Raw genomic sequence first — 15999 nt, 5'->3', positions numbered from 1 at the left:
TGTCGAGACATCTTCGGCAGACTGGGTCCAGCCCTCATGGTTTCTCCCTCCTCCCCCGCGACGGACCTGCCGCCGTCCGCCGCTCCGGGTTCGCGCTCGTCGTCCTCGACCCGCCCACCCGCGCCTCCGGCCGCGCCGCAGAAGAAGCAGAAGCGGCGCCGTCCGCCGCGCCTGTCCGCCGCCGCCTGGCGCCAGTTCATGCAGATCGCCAAGCCCTACTGGCTCGGCGACCAGCGCAAGGCCGCCTGGGGACTGCTGCTGCTCATGATCGTGCTGATGCTGTGCGAGACCCAGCTCGCCGTCATGCTCAACGACAAGACCGGCGAGATGACCTCCGCGCTCGCCGAGCGCAACCACTCGCGCTTCTGGCTCGCGGTGCGCGACAGCCTCATCGTCCTGGGCTTCGCGGTGCCGGTGTACGCCTTCTACTACTACATGCGCGACGCCTTCTCCAACCATTGGCGGCGCTGGCTCACCGGCAAGTTCCTCGATGGCTACCTCGACGGCCGCAAGTACTACGAGATCGGCACCGGCGCGGCCGGCGACATCGACAACCCCGACCAGCGCATCTCCGAGGACATCAACACCTTCACCGGCCGATCCACCCACTTCGGGCTGCTGATGATCGGCTCCCTGATGCAGCTGGTCGCCTTCTGCGCCGTGCTGTGGTCGCTGTCCAAGATGCTGGTGGCCTTCCTCGTCGTGTATGCCACCGTCGGCACCTTCCTGGCGCTCTACGTCTTCGGCTCGCCGCTGATCCAGCTGAACTTCTGGCAGCTGCGCCGCGAGGCCGATTTCCGCTTCGGCCTGATGCGCCTGCGCGAGAACGCCGAGTCCATCGCCTTCTACCGCGGCGAGCCTCAGGAACGCGCCCATATCGAAAGCCGCTTCGACTCCGTCTACCAGAACTACTGGAAGCTGATCCGCAAGCAGCGCGCGCTCAACCTCTTCCAGCGCGGCTTCAGCCAGCTGACGCTGGTCGTGCCCGCCGTGATCCTGGCCGAGCGCGTGCTCTCGGGCGACCTCGAGGTTGGCGCGGCCGTGCAGGCCGCCGGCGCCTTCGCCGCGGTGCTGACCGCCGTCTCGCTGATCGTCGACAACTTCGAGAGCCTGAGCCGCTTCGTCGCCGGCATCGACCGGCTGCACGCGCTCTCCGAAGTCATGCACAAGCGCAAGCCCCGCGACGAACGCGCCCGCGAAAAGATCGAGACGAAACACGCCGAGCAGCTCGCGCTGCGCGCGCTCACGCTCTACACGCCGCAGTTCGACCGGCTGCTGGTCGAGAAGCTCGACGTCGCGCTCCAGCCCGGCGAGAGCCTGCTGATCACCGGCGTCAGCGGCTGCGGCAAGAGTTCCCTGCTGCGCGCGATCGCCGGCCTGTGGCGCTGCGGCGAAGGCACGATCGAGCACCCGCCGCTGGAGGACGTGTTCTTCCTCCCGCAGCGCCCCTACCTGCAGCCCGGCACGCTGCGCAGCCAGATGATCTATCCGGACACGACGACCGAGCTGGACGACGACGCGCTGCGCGCCATCCTCGACGAGGTCGCCCTGCCCGAGCTCGCCGATCGCGTCGGCGGGCTGGACGCCTCGCAGGACTGGGAGAAGCTGCTGTCCATGGGCGAGCAGCAGCGCCTGGCCTTCGCGCGCGTGCTGGTGCGCACGCCGAAGATGGTCATCCTCGACGAAGCCACCAGCGCGCTGGACAGCAGCAACGAACGCCGCCTCTACGAGCGCCTGTGCCGGGACGGCATCACGCTGGTGAGCATCGCGCACCGCCACGCGGTGCTGCAGCATCACACGCACGTGCTGCGCCTGACCGGCGGCGGCGCGTGGGAATTGCATCCCGCCGACGGCTACGACTTCGATGCGGTGGAAGCCGAGGCCGAGGCGGCGCGGGAAGCCGCGCTGGAGGCGAAACTGGCCGACGGCGCGCGGACCGGCCCGACCGTCCAGCCGACCGAGAAGGAGACGTCATGAGCCTGGTCATCGGCACCGCGACCGGCACCGCGACCGCCGCCGCATCCGCATCCGCGACATCCACCGCATCTGCAGCATCCGCGGCATCCCCCGCCGCCATCACCGCCACCTCGTGGACCGACGAGGTCATCGACACCGTGCGGTCCGAGTTCTCCGACGTGCCCGACGTCGCACAGATCACCCGCATCGCCGTGCGCCTGCTGCTGGCGGCGCTGCTGGGCGGCATCCTCGGCTACGAGCGCGAGCACCACGGCAAGGCGGCGGGCATCCGCACGCACATGCTGGTGTCGCTGGGCGCGGCGCTGTTCGTGCTGGTGCCTCAGCAGGGCGGCATGGCGCTCGCCGACATGAGCCGGGTGCTGCAGGGTGTGATCGCGGGCATCGGCTTCCTCGGCGCGGGCGCCATCCTCAAGCTCAAGGACGAGGAGCAGGTCCACGGCCTGACCACCGCCGCCAGCATCTGGATGACCGCCGCCATCGGCATCGCCTGCGGCCTGGGCCGCGAGGCGACGGCCGTCTTCAGCATGCTGCTGGCGCTGCTCATCCTGGCCGTGCTGCCGCTGTTCACGCGGCCGCATCCCCGGAAGGCCGAGGACCCGGCACCGCCAGCCTGACGGCGCGCCGCATCGGCTGCGATCCCGTGCCGACGCCGGACCGTGCCCCCAACCGCGACGCGGGCATGACAGTTGCCGCTCATTGCGTTAGGGTCCGTCCACGAACCGGCGACGCCCCGGAGCTCAGCATGGAACTCGATACCGTCTCCTACGTCTTCCAGAGCCTGGACGGCACGTTCACGATCAAGCCGCGGCTGTCGCGCCGCTGGCGCGTGAAACACGACAGCATGCCGTGGGGGGATTCCTTCGCCTCGGCGGAAGAGGCGGCCCTGGCGCTGTCCGCGCGGTTCGCCGTGCCCGCCGACCTCAAGGAATGGACGGAGATCGGCGACTTCCACACCGACGTCGGGGGTTTCAACCTGTAGGCCGGGGCAACCCCGCTCCGGGCGCGGACCACACCGCGCCGCCACCGACCGCGTGACAGCGCGACCCTTCGGGCAATCCGACCTGCGTCGTGCCGGTGAACGCACCGAACGCGGGCAGGATCATCAGACCGTCGGATTCGGCGAAGCACGGCAGCCGATGACGCTCATGCGCGCGGCCGTGCAACGTCGTCGCGGGGTGCAGATGCCCGGCGAGCACGTGAGCCCCAGCGACGCGGCGCGGATGGTGGCAGGCCGTGAACGGTCCCATCGCATGGGGCTCGTCGACGATCTCGAAGCGCAGCGACGGCGGCGGATCGCCGGCATGGCTGTCGTGGTTGCCGCGGATCAGCAGGCAGGCGAGCTGCGCATGCCGCTCGCGCCAGCGATGCGCGGGCGCGAGCACCTGCGGCTGCTGCGCCGCGGCCGCATGGAGGAAATCGCCCAGCACCACCAGCCGTGCCGCGCGCAGTTCGTCGATCAAGGCGCTCAGTCGGTCGAGGTTGTCGCGCGTCGTGCCCGACGGGACCGGCTGGCCCAGCGCGCGGAAACTCGCCGCCTTGCCCAGATGGACGTCGGCGACGAAGACCGTGCGCGTGGCCGGCCACCACAGCGCACGCTCGGGCAGCAGCCAGACGCGCTCGTCGGCGAGCGTCCTGGCCAGCGCGCCCGGCGGGGGAACGAGGTCCGTCATCGCCTTCTCCGCCCGCCGGCCTCGCGCCGCCTGGCGGGCGCCTCGCCCCGCGTCTCCAGCGCCAGCGACTCCCGCACCGCCTCGACCGCGAACTGCGGCGAATCCTTCCTCGCGAACACCGCCAACGCCCGCTCCGCCGGCTCATGCGCGGTGCCGACCGCGTCGCCGCCGGCACTGCGCTCCAGCTCCGACACCATCCGCGCGATGCGGTCGCCGAGCGGCTCGTTGCTGAGCTTCTCGCGGAAACGTTCCACCATCAACGGAAACGCAAGCGGCGTCGGCTTTTTCAACGCATGGATCTGGAGCGTCTGCCGACCCATGCGTTCCAGCGCGGCCGCGAGCTGGCGCACGTCGAGCTCCTGCGTCAGCAGTTCCTGCTCCGCCTGCGCCAGCAGGCGGTTGCCCGGATCGTGCCGCTGGAACACCTCGAAGAACAGCGTCGCCGAGGCCTGCAGCTGGCGGTTGCTGCGGCGCTCGCCGGGATGGCTCTGGAAGATCAGGCCGGCGATGCGCGCGATCTCGCGGAAGCGTCGTCGCGCGAGCTCGGTGGCGTTCAGGCTCGCCAGGACCTCCCGCAGCAGCGTCTCCATCGGCGGCAGCGCCAGCAGGCCCGGCAGCCGCTGCGCCCAATCGATCGGCTTGGCGCTGAGCAGCTCGATGCCGTAGTCGTTCAGCGCGATCGAGAAGGTGCCGGTCTCCGGCTGCGCCGCGCGCCACGCGATCAGTCCGGCCAGGCCCAGATGCACCTGCCGGCCGGCGAAGGGATGGAGGAAGAGGTGCCAGCCCTCGCGCGACTTGAGCGTTTCCGCCAGCAGCACGTCCGGGCCCGGCACGCCGGACCAGCGCCGCTGGATGTCGATCAGCGGCTTCACGCACTGCATCTCGGGGGAGTCGAAGCGGCCGGCGTCGGCCGCGGCGAACTCGCGCAGCACCGCGTCGGCCAGCGTGCTCGACAGCGGCATGCGGCCGCCGTTCCAGCGCGGCAAGGCCGCGCGCCCGGCCGTCGCGCGCCGCACGAGCGCCGTCATCTGCTCGACGCGCACCAGCTCCAGCAGCCGGCCGCTGAACATGAACGCATCGCCCGGCTTCAGGCGCGCGATGAAGCTCTCCTCGACGCTGCCCAGCTTGCCGCCGGTGAGGTACTGCACGCTGATCGACGCGTCGCTGACGATGGTGCCGATGTTGACGCGATGCCGCCGCGCGAGCCGCGCGTCGGGCACGCGCCAGACGCCCTCGTCGTCGGGCACGACGCGGTGGTAGTCCGGGTACGCCGTCAACGACGGCCCGCCCTGGCGGACGAAGTCCAGGCACCACTGCCAGTTCGTCTCGCCCAGGGCCTCGTAGGCGACGGTGCCGCGGACTTCGGCGAGCAGGTCGTCCGGGCGGAACCCGCCGCCCAGCGCGACCGTGACCAGGTGCTGGACCAGCACGTCCAGCGGCTCGCGCGGACTGTGCCGGGCCTCGATCCGGCCGGTGCGCACGGCCTCGCGCGCGGCGGCGGCCTCGACCAGCTCCAGGCTGTGCGTCGGCACCAGCGTGATCCGCGACGGCCGGCCCGGCGCATGGCCGGAGCGGCCCGCGCGCTGCACCAGCCGCGCGACGCCCTTGGCCGAGCCGATCTGCAGCACGCGGTCCACCGGCAGGAAGTCCACGCCCAGGTCGAGGCTGGAGGTGCACACGGCGGCCTTGATGCGGCCTTCCTTGAGGCCGAGCTCCACCCACTCCCGCACCTCGCGGTCCAGCGAGCCGTGATGCAGCGCCAGCACGCCGGCCCAGTCGGGCCGCGCCTCCAGCAGCGCGCGGTACCAGCGCTCGGCCTGCGAGCGCATGTTGGTGAAGACCAGGCAGCTCGCGCTGGCCTCGATCGCCTCGACCACCTGCGGCAGCATCCGCAGGCCCATGTGGCCGGCCCAGGCGAAACGCTCGGCGGTCTCCGGCAGCAGCGTGTCGATGACCATCGTCTTGTCGGTCTCGCCGTGCACGATCACGGCGTCCGTGGGGGCGGACGACGTGCCCTGCAAGGTCCGCATCGCTTCGTCCAGGTTGCCCAGCGTCGCCGAGAGGCCCCAGGTCATCAGCTGACTTCCCCGTCCGCTGGCCCTCACCCCTGCCCTCTCCCGCAAGCGGGAGAGGGAGCCAGAGCGCGCGCGATCCGGCGCGGAAGCTGCGCTTGCCTGACTCCCTCTCCCGCTTGCGGGAGAGGGCGGGGGTGAGGGCCTGGGCTCTCCGCAGTGCTCCTGCCGGAAGCGGCGCAGCCGCGCCAACGCCAGCTGCGTCTGCACGCCGCGCTTGTTGCCCATCAGCTCATGCCACTCGTCGACGACGACCAGCCGCACCTGTCCGAGCTGATCGCGTGCGTCGGCCCGCGACATCAGCAGCGACAGGCTCTCCGGCGTCGTCACCAGCACGGTCGGCAGCCGCCGGTCCTGCGCGGCGCGCTGCGCGGACGTCGTGTCGCCGCTGCGCAGCGCGGCGGTCCAGCCGGGACACAGCGCCGCCATCGGTGCTTCCAGCGCACGCAGCGTGTCCGCGGCGAGCGCGCGCATCGGCGTGATCCAGAGCACCGTCAGCGGCGGCGCGATCGACTTGCCGCCGTGCACACGCGCCTGCGCGCCGACGTCCTCCCGCAGCGCCGCGAGCGCGCCCAGCCACACCGCCAGCGTCTTGCCGCTGCCGGTGCTCGAATGCAGCAGTCCGCCGCGACCGCGCGCGATCTCCTCCCAGACCCGGCGCTGGAACGGGAACGGGGTCCAGCCCTTGGCCTCGATCCAGGCGTCGATCGCGGCGATCCCGGCGATCCCGGCGGATCCGGCGACCGCTTCATCGCTTCGACTCCCTCTCCCGCTTGCGGGAGAGGGTGGGGGTGAGGGCCAGCGGCCGTGCCCGCCCACCGCATCGACTTCATCGCTCCCGCCGCTCACGCGCCCTCCCCCGGCAGCAAGGCCTGCAAGGACTGCAAGGTGTCGGCCTCCTCGACCGGCTTGTCCTCGCGCCGGCGCAGCATGCGCGGGAAGCGGACCGCGATGCCGCTCTTGTGGCGGCCGCTGCGCGCGATGCCTTCGAAGCCGAGCTCGAACACCATCGTCGGCGTGACGCTGCGCACCGGGCCGAAGGTTTCGGTCGTGGTCTTGCGGATCACGGCATCGACCTCGCGGATCTCGGCGTCGGTGAGCCCCGAGTACGCTTTCGCGAACGGCACCAGCTGCCGCGCCGGATCCTCCGGCGGCCCGTTCCACACGGCGAAGGTGTAGTCGGTGTAGAGGCTGGCGCGCCGCCCGTGGCCGCGCTGCGCGTAGATCAGCACGGCGTCGGCCGAGAACGGCTCGATCTTCCACTTCCACCAGACGCCGACGTCCTTGGTCCGCCCGACGCCGTAGCGCGCGTCCCGGCGCTTGAGCATCATCCCCTCGACGCCCAGCGCCCGCGCCTGCTCGCGTCGCCGGGCGAGGTCGGCCCAGTCCTCGCCCGCGATCAGCGGACTGAGTTCGAGCCCCGCCAGCGGATGCGCCGCAACCAGGCGCTCCAGCCGCGCGCGTCGCTCGTGCTGCGGCGCTGCGCGCAGGTCCTCGCCGGCCTCCTCGAGCAGGTCGTAGACGCACAGCGCCACCGGCAGCTCGCCCAGCAGCTTCACGCTCAGCGTCTTGCGGCCGATGCGTTTCTGCAGCGCCGCGAACGGCATCGCGCGGCCCTCGCGCCAGACGAGGATCTCGCCGTCGAGCACGGTGCCGTCGGGCAGCGCCTCGCCCATCGCGCGCAACTCGGGGAAGCGGTCGGTGACCAGTTCCTCGCCGCGCGACCAGATCGCGACCTCGCCGCCGCGCTGGACCAGCTGCGCGCGGATGCCGTCCCACTTCCATTCGACCAGCCAGTCGGACGCCGGCCCGATCGCGGCGTCGAATTGCTCGACGGGGAGGTTGAACGGATGCGCGAGGAAGAACGGATACGGCTGCAGGCCGCGCGAGACGCCGTCGGCCCCGCCAGGATCGGCGGGCGCGACGAGGGCGAGGTAGTCGGCGGCCGACGGCGTCGCGCCGATGTGGATGTAGCCCATCAGCCGCTGCGCGACGAGCTTGGCGTCCAGGCTCCCGACGGCCGCCAGCGCCTGCGTCACCTGCAGCTTCGACACGCCGACGCGGAACGCGCCGGTGATCAGCTTGAGGTGGACGAAACGCTGCTCGACCGCGAGCGCGGCCCACTGGGCCTGCAGGGTCAGCGCGAGCGTCTCCGGCGGCTGACCGCGCAGCGGCAGCAGATGCCCGGTCATCCATTCGGACAAGGGGCGCTCGACCGCCTGCGTCGGCTCGGGCAGCAGCAGCGCGATCGTCTCGGCCAGGTCGCCGACGGCCTCGTAGCTCTCGTCGAACAGCCACTCCGGCAGCCCGGCCGCGAGCCGGGCCTGCTCGCGCAACAGCTTCGTGGGCACCAGCTGGCGCGGCTTGCCGCCGGCCAGGAAGTACACGGCCCACGCGGCATCCTCCGGCGGCGCCTGGCGCAGGTAGGCCTGCAGCGCGGATTGCTTCGCGAGGCTCGACGTCGACGCGTCCAGGTCGCGGAACAGCGCGGCAAAAGCTCTCATGGGGGCGATGCTAGCGAGCGCCCCACCCGCGCGGTGTAGGACGCGGGCGCGTTCGCGGGTTGACAAGCGCCGGCCCGCCCTCCAACACTGCGCCGACACCATCCGACGAAGGAACTTCGCGATGACGCAGGCGCCGAGGGGCAAGGGAACGCAGGGATGGCGCGAGGCCCTGGTGGACCGGCCGCGGCTGACATGGCTGCTCATCGGTGTCGCGACGGCGGTAGCGGCGTGGACCGCGCAGTTCGCCCACGCGGCCTGGGCCGAACACGAGACGCGCTTGGAATTGGGGCGGTCCGCGCGCGGGCAAGCCTTCCTGCTCACTCGCGTGACGATCTCCGGCCAGGGGATGGGCGCGCTCCGCATGATGGGCCGCGTCAGCGACGAAATCAAACGCACGGCCCGCCTTGAGCGCCTTGAGAACGCAACCAGCGTGCCGCTTGCGCAGCGCAAACTCAACGCCCTCGCGCTGGGCACATACGCCCAGGCAGCCTTCGTGGCGAACCATCGCGGCCTCATCGTGACGAGTTGGAGCCATTCGCAGCAGGACCCGCAGCTCGGGCAGGACATCGCGCTCCACCCCCACTTCCAGCGGGCCATGACCGGCCAGGTCGCGGTGAGCGCCGCGATCAGTCTGTCGAGCGGCCAACGCGCGATCTACAACTCCGCGCCCATCTGGGCGGAGGACAGCGAAACCCGCTCGGAGGAAGGCCCCGCAGCCCGCCCCCCGGGTCGGCCGATCGGGGTCCTCACGATCCGCACGTCAGTGGACGGGGTGGACGAGATGCTGGCCGACCCCCAGTTCGACGGTGGCCGGTCGGTGTCCCCCGATGCCAGGTACGCCGGCGGCCTGTTGATCTCCCCGGACGGCGTGGTGCTGGCGGCCAGCGAGGCTGGCTGGCGCCTGACCGTCGTCGGTCCGTTCGACGCAACACGTGCCGCGGCGCTCACCGCCAGCCGCCAGTACGGCAACGCGTTCCTCGACCTCGCCCGGGTGCGTCGTCTGCCCTTCGACCCGGAGCAGACAAGGATCGAGATCGGTGATCGACAGCTCCTGACGGGCCGTGCCGATGTGGACTGGGGCGATCCACGCGGTCTCTGGCGGCTGGTGCTGCTGAAGGATGATGCCCTGGTCGCCCCGATGGCCGAGCGGCTCGTCGTGGCCGGCGTGGCAGCACTGCTGTGTCTGGCGCTGCTGGTCGCGCTGCATCGGACGGTGGCCCACGGCATCGCCACGCGCCGCGCCAAGGACGCCGCCGAGGACGCCACGCGCGCCAAGTCCGACTTCCTGGCCAACATGAGCCACGAGATCCGCACGCCGATGAACGCCATCCTCGGCATGTCCCATCTGGCCCTGCGGACGGCGCTCGATCCGCGCCAGCGCAACTACATCGAGAAGGTGCACCGCTCCGCGGAACATCTGCTGGGCCTCATCAACGACATCCTCGACTTCAGCCGCATCGAGGCGGGCAAGCTCGAGCTGGAATCCGTCCCCTTCCGGCTCCAGGAGGTGCTCGACCACCTGGTCAACCTGATCGGCCTGCGCGCCGAGACCAAGGGCCTCGTCCTGCGACTGGACGTGCCGCCCGACCTGCCGCCGCTGCTGTGCGGCGATCCGCTGCGGCTCGGGCAGGTGCTGGTCAACCTGGGCAACAACGCGGTCAAGTTCACCGAGCGCGGGGAGATCGTCGTGGCCGTCGAACGCGTCGTCCCGGCCGACCCGGCCGCCCTGCAGGACGACACGATCGCGCTGCGCTTCCTGGTCCGCGACTCCGGCATCGGCATGACCGCGGCCACCCTGTCCCGGCTGTTCACCAGCTTCAGCCAGGCCGACTCCTCGACCACCCGGCGCTACGGCGGCAGCGGCCTGGGACTCGCGATCTGCCGCCAGCTGGTGGAAATGATGGGCGGCGAGATCGGCATCGCATCGACGCCGGGCGAGGGCACGAGCGTGCACTTCACGGTCCGGCTGGGCGTCGTGGTGGACGGAACGGGATCGGACACCGGACAGGACATGACAACGGCATCGGGCAACGCGCCGGGCGCACGGCCCCGCGGCACGGCCGTCGCAACGCCGCAGTTGACCGGCGCCCGCGTGCTGCTGGTCGAAGACAACGAGTTGAACCGGGAGCTCGCCGACGAGCTGCTGCGGGACGTCGGCGCGGTCGTGACGCTGGCGGACAACGGCGTCCAGGCGCTGGCCCTGCTCGCGGCCTCGCCGCGAGGATTCGACGCGGTGCTGATGGATTGCCAGATGCCGGAGCTGGACGGCTACGAAACCACGCGGCGCCTGCGCGCGGATCCGCGCTGGCGCACGCTGCCCGTCATCGCGTTGACTGCCAACGCCATGGCCGGCGACAGCGAGCGCATCCTGGCCGCGGGCATGGACGCACACCTGGTCAAGCCGCTGGACATCGAGCTGCTGTATGCGACGCTGACCCGATGGGTGGCGGTGTCCCGCGACGAGACGCCGACATCCTCCGACCCCCGCGATGACACGGCGATCGACCGCGACCGCGACCGCGCCAACGATGACGGCAACGACAACGACAACGATGACGACGACGACAGCGGAGAGCGCCTGTCGCCGCGGGATCTGCGCCTGATGCGTGCCGGTCTGGCGGGCGCGAATCAGCGGCAGCCCTTGTACCGGCGGCTGATCGCGACCTTCCTGCGCACGCGCGCCGACTTCGACGCGCAGTTGACGGCCGCGCACAACGGCGGCGACGCGCGCGCGATCGGTTTCCTGGCGCATTCGCTGCGGGGGGCCGCGGGCGCGATCGGCGCGCACGAGCTGATGGAGGCGACCGCGCGGCTAGAACACGCCTGCCGCGAGGGCCTCCCCGCCGCCGACCGATCGGTGCTGCTGGCGCGGGTGCGGGAGCTTCTGGACGAGCTGCTGCCGGCGCTGCGGCGCATCCAGGCCCGCATCGAGGCCCACGATGGGACGCAGACGTGCGGCATCTCCCTCACCGCCCCGGGCACCGGCATCGCGGGCGATCAGGAGAACCGGGATCGACTGCTCCGGCTGCTGGATGCCGACGACGCCACCGCCGTCGACCTGGCCGAACGGATGCGCACGGCCCTTCAGGACCGGACGTCGAAAAACGAGGACCACCGCGTGCTGACGGCCGTGCAGACGTCCGTGCTGATCACGGCGCTGGATGCCGTGCAGCGCTTCGACTTCGAAGGCGCGCGGGAGCGGCTGAGAACGCTCGCGAGGAGCGGCTGACGCTCACGGTGGCGAGCCGGTCGGCGCCTGCGCCTGCGCCTCCCCGCGGTCGTCCTCGTCGCCGTATTCCGTCGCGAAGCCCTGCGCGCGCAGGCCCTGCTCGCCCAGCCAGCGCACCATGGTCGCGACGCTGCCGTGCGTGACGAAGACGCGTTCCGCGCCGGTGCCGCGGATCGCCGCCATCAGGCCCGGCCAGTCCGCGTGGTCGGACACGACGAAGCCGCGATCGACGCCGCGCCGCCGGCGCGTGCCGCGCAGCTGCATCCAGCCGCTGGCGAAGGCGTCGGACAGATCCGGACCGAAGCGCTTGAGCCAGGGCGAACTCGCGGCCGACGGCGGCGCGATGACCAGCGCGCGCGACAGCGCGGCCTTGTCCAGCGCCGGATCGCCGACTCCCAGAGTCGGCGGCAAGGCCACGCCCGCCGCGCGGTAGACGGCGTTCAGCGGCTCCACGGCGCCGTGCGCGACGATGGGCCCGATCGATGCGTCCACGCCGTGCAGCAGCCGCTGCGCCTTGCCCAGCGCATACGCATACAGCACCGAGGGACGCCCCGCCTCGGCGTTGCGGCGCCACCAGGCGTCGATCTCGGCGAACAGCGCCGCCTGCGACGGCCAGCGGTAGATGGGCAGGCCGAAGGTGGACTCGGTGATGAAGGTGTCGCAGCGCACCGGCTCGAACGGCGCGTTGGTGCCGTCGGCCTCCAGCTTGTAGTCGCCCGACGCGACCCAGACGCGCCCGCCGTGTTCGAGCCGCACCTGCGCCGACCCCAGCACGTGCCCGGCCGGATGCAGCGACACGCGCACCCCGTGGTGCTCGATCGCCTCGCCGTAGGCCAGCGTCTGCAGCGTGATGTCCTCGCCGAGCCGGCGCCTCAGGATGGCGGCACTGTCGCGATGCGCGAGGTAGTGCGCATTTCCCCAGCGCGCATGGTCGCTGTGGCCGTGCGTGATGACCGCGCGGTCGACCGGTCGCCACGGGTCGATGTAGAAGTCCCCGGGCGGGCAGTACAGGCCCTGCGGCCGGGCGACGACGAGATCGTCCGCTGCCGGCCCGCGCCCGGCCGTGGCGATGTGCGTGTCCATGGGGCCGATGCTAGCCATGGCCGGCGCCGCCAGGTGTAGGACGAGTCCGCGTCCTGCGGGCGCGACAGCCGTCACCCCCGGCCTCCCCCCGGGCCTCACCCCGGGCCGCCGCCAGGGCTTGCGCCCCGGGCCGCCTCCCCTACACTGGCCTGGCGTTCATCCACCAACGTCCGGCGCCCGTCGACCGGACGGTCCGGGGAGGAGGAGAAGGATGGGTCGTCTCTCAGACTGGCTGCTGGGACATCGTCGCGTCGCGTGGCCGCTGGCCGCCGCGGCGGCGTTGACGCTCGGCATCGCCGCCAGCGAGCTGCACCGCCATTCGCTCGAGCACGACTTCCAGCGCACCCTGAACAACGCCGCCCAGCGCGAGGCCATGGCGCTGCAAGGCCTGACCCTCACCGGCAAGGGCATGGGCGCGGTCGTGCTCGCCGGCCAGTTGAACCCGGCGCTGAAGCTCACCGCCACGCTCACCGACATCGACGAGGCCCGGCGCGTGCGCCCCGCCGCCGACACGCTGGAGGTGATCGGCACCAGCGTCGGCGCGCAGCTGACCTATGTCGTGAACGTGCAGGGGCGCATCATCGCCGGCTGGGACGACGAGGGCTCGCCTCCGATCGGCCTGGACGTGGGCTTCCGCCAGTACTTCCGCCAGGCGATGCGCGGCCAGCCCAACGTCTTCGGCGGCATCAGCATCAGCACCGGCCAGCGCGCGTTCTGGCTCGCCGCGCCGGTGTACCGCCGCCCCGGCCAGGAAGGCGAGATCATCGGCGTGGTGGCGGCCCGCCTCTACGCCGACGCGCTGGACCGTTTCCTGGACACCCGCAGCTACGCGGGCGCGCTGCTGGTCTCGCCCTCCGGCGTCGTGCTCGCCGCCAGCCGGCCCGGCTGGCGCATGAGCCTGGACGGCCCCGCCACCCCCCAGCGCGCGCAGGCGATCACCGCCGCGGGCCAGTTCGGCAGGCGCTTCGAGGATCCGTCGCGCACGCACAGCCTGCCGTTCACGCTGGACGGCGCCGCGGTGACGATCGGCGGCGTGCGCCATGCCGTCGCCCAGTCCGATGTCGCCTGGAACGATCCGACCGGCGCCTGGCGCGTGGTGCTGCTGGGCGACCTGGACGCGTTGGAGCCGCTCCCGACGCGGGTGGGGATCGCCGCGCTCGTCGCGCTGCTGGCCTTCGGGCTGCTGGCCGCCACCTTGCGCAGCCTGGCGCACGGCGCCTCGCGCGACCGCAAGGAGCTCGAGCTGCAGGCCCAGCACGGCCAGTTGCAGGCGCTGCTGGCCGAACGCGAGCGCGCCCAGGGCGCGCTGCAGCGGGCCAAGGACGACGCCGAGAGCGCGACCCGCGCCAAGTCGGACTTCCTGGCCAACATGAGCCACGAGATCCGCACGCCGATGAACGCAATCATCGGCATGTCGCACCTCGCCCTGCAGACCGGGCTGGACGCCCGGCAGCGCAACTACATCGAGAAGGTGCACCGGTCGGCCGAGAACCTGCTCGGCGTCATCGACGACATCCTGGACTTCAGCCGCATCGAGGCCGGCAAGCTCAGCCTGGAGTGCGTCCCCTTCCGGATGGAGGCCGTGCTCGACCACCTGGTCAACCTGATCGGTTTCCGCGTCGAGGACAAGGGGCTGGAGCTGCTGCTCAACGTGCCGCCGGACCTGCCCACCGCGCTGATCGGCGACCCGCTGCGCCTGGGCCAGGTGCTGGTGAACCTGGGCAACAACGCCGCCAAGTTCACCGACCGCGGCGAGATCATCGTCGGCATCGAGGCCGTGGCGCTGACACCCACGCAGTCAGCGCAGTCAGCGCAGTCAGCGCAGTCAGCGCAGTCAGCGCAGTCCGCGCAGCCTGCGCCGTCAGCTCAGTCGGTCCTGGCCGCCCCGGCCGCCCCGTCCATCGACGCGTCCGGTGCCGACCCCACCGGCACGGCCTGCACGCCCGAGGTCGAGCTCCACTTCCAGATCCGCGACAGCGGCATCGGCATGACGCCGGAGCAGCAGGCGCGGCTGTTCCAGAGTTTCAGCCAGGCTGACAGCTCCACCACGCGCAAGTACGGCGGCAGCGGCCTGGGCCTGGCGATCTGCAAGCAGCTGGTGGAGATGATGGGCGGCCGGATCTGGCTGGAATCGACGCCGGGCGAGGGCTCCACCTTCCACTTCACGGCCCGCTTCGAGCTGCAGTCCGAAGGCTCGGACCTGCCGGCGCGCCGTGCGCTGATGGCCCACGAGCTGGAGAGCCTGCGCACCCTGGTCGTCGACGACAACCGCGCCGCGCGCGAGATCCTGTCCACGCTGGGCGCGAGCTTCGGGCTGGAGGTCTCCACCGCCGCCGACGGCGCCGAGGCGGTGCGCGACGCCGAGCGCGCGCAGGCCGACGGCCGCCCCTACGCGCTGGTGCTGATGGACTGGCAGATGCCGGTGCTGGACGGCCTGGAGGCCACGCGCCGGCTTGGCGACGGGCGGCTGCGGACGCCGCCGGCGGTCGTGCTGGTGACCTCGTTCGGACGCGACGACGCCCTGACCGCGGCGCTGGCGAACGCCGGCCAGCCGCGCCGGCCGGTGCTGCTGACCAAGCCGGTGACCGCCTCGTCGATGCTGGGCGCCATCGGCGAGGCGCTTGGCCATGTCGACCTGCCCGCCCCGGCGGCGCAGCGTCGGCGCGACTCCGCGCGCGAGGCGATGCGCCAGGTCGCCGGCGCCCGCCTGCTCGTCGCGGAGGACAACGAGCTGAACCAGGAACTCGTCACCGCGCTGCTGGAGGACGCGGGGGTGCACGTGACGATCGCCGTCAACGGGCGCGTCGCGCTCGACCTGCTGGAGGCGGCGCCCGACGGCTTCGACGGCGTGCTGATGGACTGCCAGATGCCGGTGCTGGACGGCTACGCCACGACGCGCGCCCTGCGGGCCGTCCCGTGCTGGCGCGACCTGCCCGTCATCGCCATGACCGCCAACGCGATGAGCGGCGACCGCGAGCGCGTGCTCGAGGCCGGCATGAACGACCACATCGCCAAGCCGCTCAACGTGGACCACCTGTTCGAGATCCTCGCGCGCTGGATCCGCCCGGCGATGCCGGCCGCGGACGTGCCGATGGACACGCGCTCCGGCGCCGGCCGGCGCGTGGACACGCAGCACGGGCGCAGCGAGGCGCTGAACCCCGGCGACGAACCGGCGACGGACTCCGCCGGCGGGCGGCGGCCGGACGGCCTGCCGCAGATCGCCGGGCTGGACGTGCAGACGGGGCTGGCGACGGCGGGCGGCCACCTCCCGCTCTACCGCAAGCTGCTGCGCACCTTCCACGACACGCAGACGGGCTTCGCCGCCGATTTCGCGGAGGCCGTCGCGGCCGGCGACGCGGTCACGATGACACGGCTCGCCCACTCGCTGCGCGGCGCCGCGGGCACGCTCGGGGCGCGCGCGCTGGCCGCCGCGGCCGGCGCGCTCGAGCAGGCCTGCGCGCAGC

General features: G+C 72.1%; 9 protein-coding genes. 5 read left to right on the top strand and 4 right to left on the bottom strand.

The window, feature by feature from the left end; genetic code table 11:
- The first annotated feature begins 36 nt into the window (after window positions 1-36).
- The 3 genes from AC07O8_RS18840 (at window position 37) to AC07O8_RS18830 (ending at window position 2956) form a co-directional block, all read left to right on the top strand.
- Window positions 37-1977, top strand: coding sequence for an ABC transporter ATP-binding protein/permease (locus AC07O8_RS18840; protein WP_495049495.1), 1941 nt, complete (start codon window positions 37-39; stop codon window positions 1975-1977).
- Entirely contained in the window at window positions 1974-2591 is a 618-nt protein-coding gene (locus tag AC07O8_RS18835; protein WP_495049494.1) for an MgtC/SapB family protein, read from the top strand. The genes AC07O8_RS18840 and AC07O8_RS18835 overlap by 4 nt, the downstream gene beginning before the upstream one ends.
- 128 nt (window positions 2592-2719) lie before the next feature.
- Entirely contained in the window at window positions 2720-2956 is a 237-nt protein-coding gene (locus tag AC07O8_RS18830; protein ID WP_495049493.1) for a hypothetical protein, read from the top strand.
- On the opposite strand, the gene pdeM is transcribed toward AC07O8_RS18830, so the two are convergent.
- The 3 genes from pdeM to AC07O8_RS18815 all read right to left on the bottom strand — a co-directional run bounded on the left by pdeM (window position 2946) and on the right by AC07O8_RS18815 (window position 8223).
- Window positions 2946-3647 carry a ligase-associated DNA damage response endonuclease PdeM gene (gene pdeM / locus AC07O8_RS18825; RefSeq protein ID WP_495049492.1) on the bottom strand — a complete coding sequence of 234 codons (702 nt, stop codon included), beginning with the start codon at window positions 3645-3647 and terminating at the stop codon, window positions 2946-2948. The two genes, AC07O8_RS18830 and pdeM, sit on opposite strands and share 11 nt — an antisense overlap.
- Window positions 3644-6445 carry a DEAD/DEAH box helicase gene (locus AC07O8_RS18820; protein ID WP_495049849.1) on the bottom strand — a complete coding sequence of 934 codons (2802 nt, stop codon included), beginning with the start codon at window positions 6443-6445 and terminating at the stop codon, window positions 3644-3646. The genes pdeM and AC07O8_RS18820 overlap by 4 nt, the downstream gene beginning before the upstream one ends.
- Window positions 6446-6564: 119 nt before the next feature.
- A complete protein-coding gene (locus AC07O8_RS18815; RefSeq protein ID WP_495049491.1) occupies window positions 6565-8223 on the bottom strand; it encodes an ATP-dependent DNA ligase in 1659 nt (552 codons plus the stop codon).
- A gap of 121 nt (window positions 8224-8344) precedes the next feature.
- Here AC07O8_RS18815 and AC07O8_RS18810 point away from each other — a divergent pair, with 121 nt between their 5' ends.
- A complete protein-coding gene (locus AC07O8_RS18810; RefSeq protein ID WP_495049490.1) occupies window positions 8345-11452 on the top strand; it encodes a hybrid sensor histidine kinase/response regulator in 3108 nt (1035 codons plus the stop codon).
- A 3-nt stretch (window positions 11453-11455) separates the two neighbouring features.
- On the opposite strand, the gene AC07O8_RS18805 is transcribed toward AC07O8_RS18810, so the two are convergent.
- Window positions 11456-12535, bottom strand: coding sequence for a ligase-associated DNA damage response exonuclease (locus AC07O8_RS18805; protein WP_495049489.1), 1080 nt, complete (start codon window positions 12533-12535; stop codon window positions 11456-11458).
- A gap of 211 nt (window positions 12536-12746) precedes the next feature.
- Here AC07O8_RS18805 and AC07O8_RS18800 point away from each other — a divergent pair.
- Window positions 12747-15999, top strand: a 3253-nt coding sequence (locus AC07O8_RS18800; protein ID WP_495049488.1) for a hybrid sensor histidine kinase/response regulator, incomplete at its 3' end; no start/stop codon positions are given.

The sequence above is a fragment of the Roseateles sp. GW821-FHT09G09 genome (assembly GCF_059415965.1).
The sequence above is the reverse complement of the archived record's forward strand: the minus strand, read 5'-3'. Positions and strand labels throughout refer to the sequence as shown.

Excerpts from the sequence above, each read along its gene's own strand:
- pdeM (WP_495049492.1), bottom strand. The coding sequence starts at position 3,647 with ATGACGGACCTCGTTCCCCCGCCGGGCGCGCTGGCCAGGACGCTCGCC.
- AC07O8_RS18805 (WP_495049489.1), bottom strand. The coding sequence starts at position 12,535 with ATGGACACGCACATCGCCACGGCCGGGCGCGGGCCGGCAGCGGACGAT.
- AC07O8_RS18810 (WP_495049490.1), top strand. The coding sequence starts at position 8,345 with ATGACGCAGGCGCCGAGGGGCAAGGGAACGCAGGGATGGCGCGAGGCC.
- AC07O8_RS18840 (WP_495049495.1), top strand. The coding sequence starts at position 37 with ATGGTTTCTCCCTCCTCCCCCGCGACGGACCTGCCGCCGTCCGCCGCT.
- AC07O8_RS18830 (WP_495049493.1), top strand. The coding sequence starts at position 2,720 with ATGGAACTCGATACCGTCTCCTACGTCTTCCAGAGCCTGGACGGCACG.
- AC07O8_RS18835 (WP_495049494.1), top strand. The coding sequence starts at position 1,974 with ATGAGCCTGGTCATCGGCACCGCGACCGGCACCGCGACCGCCGCCGCA.
- AC07O8_RS18815 (WP_495049491.1), bottom strand. The coding sequence starts at position 8,223 with ATGAGAGCTTTTGCCGCGCTGTTCCGCGACCTGGACGCGTCGACGTCG.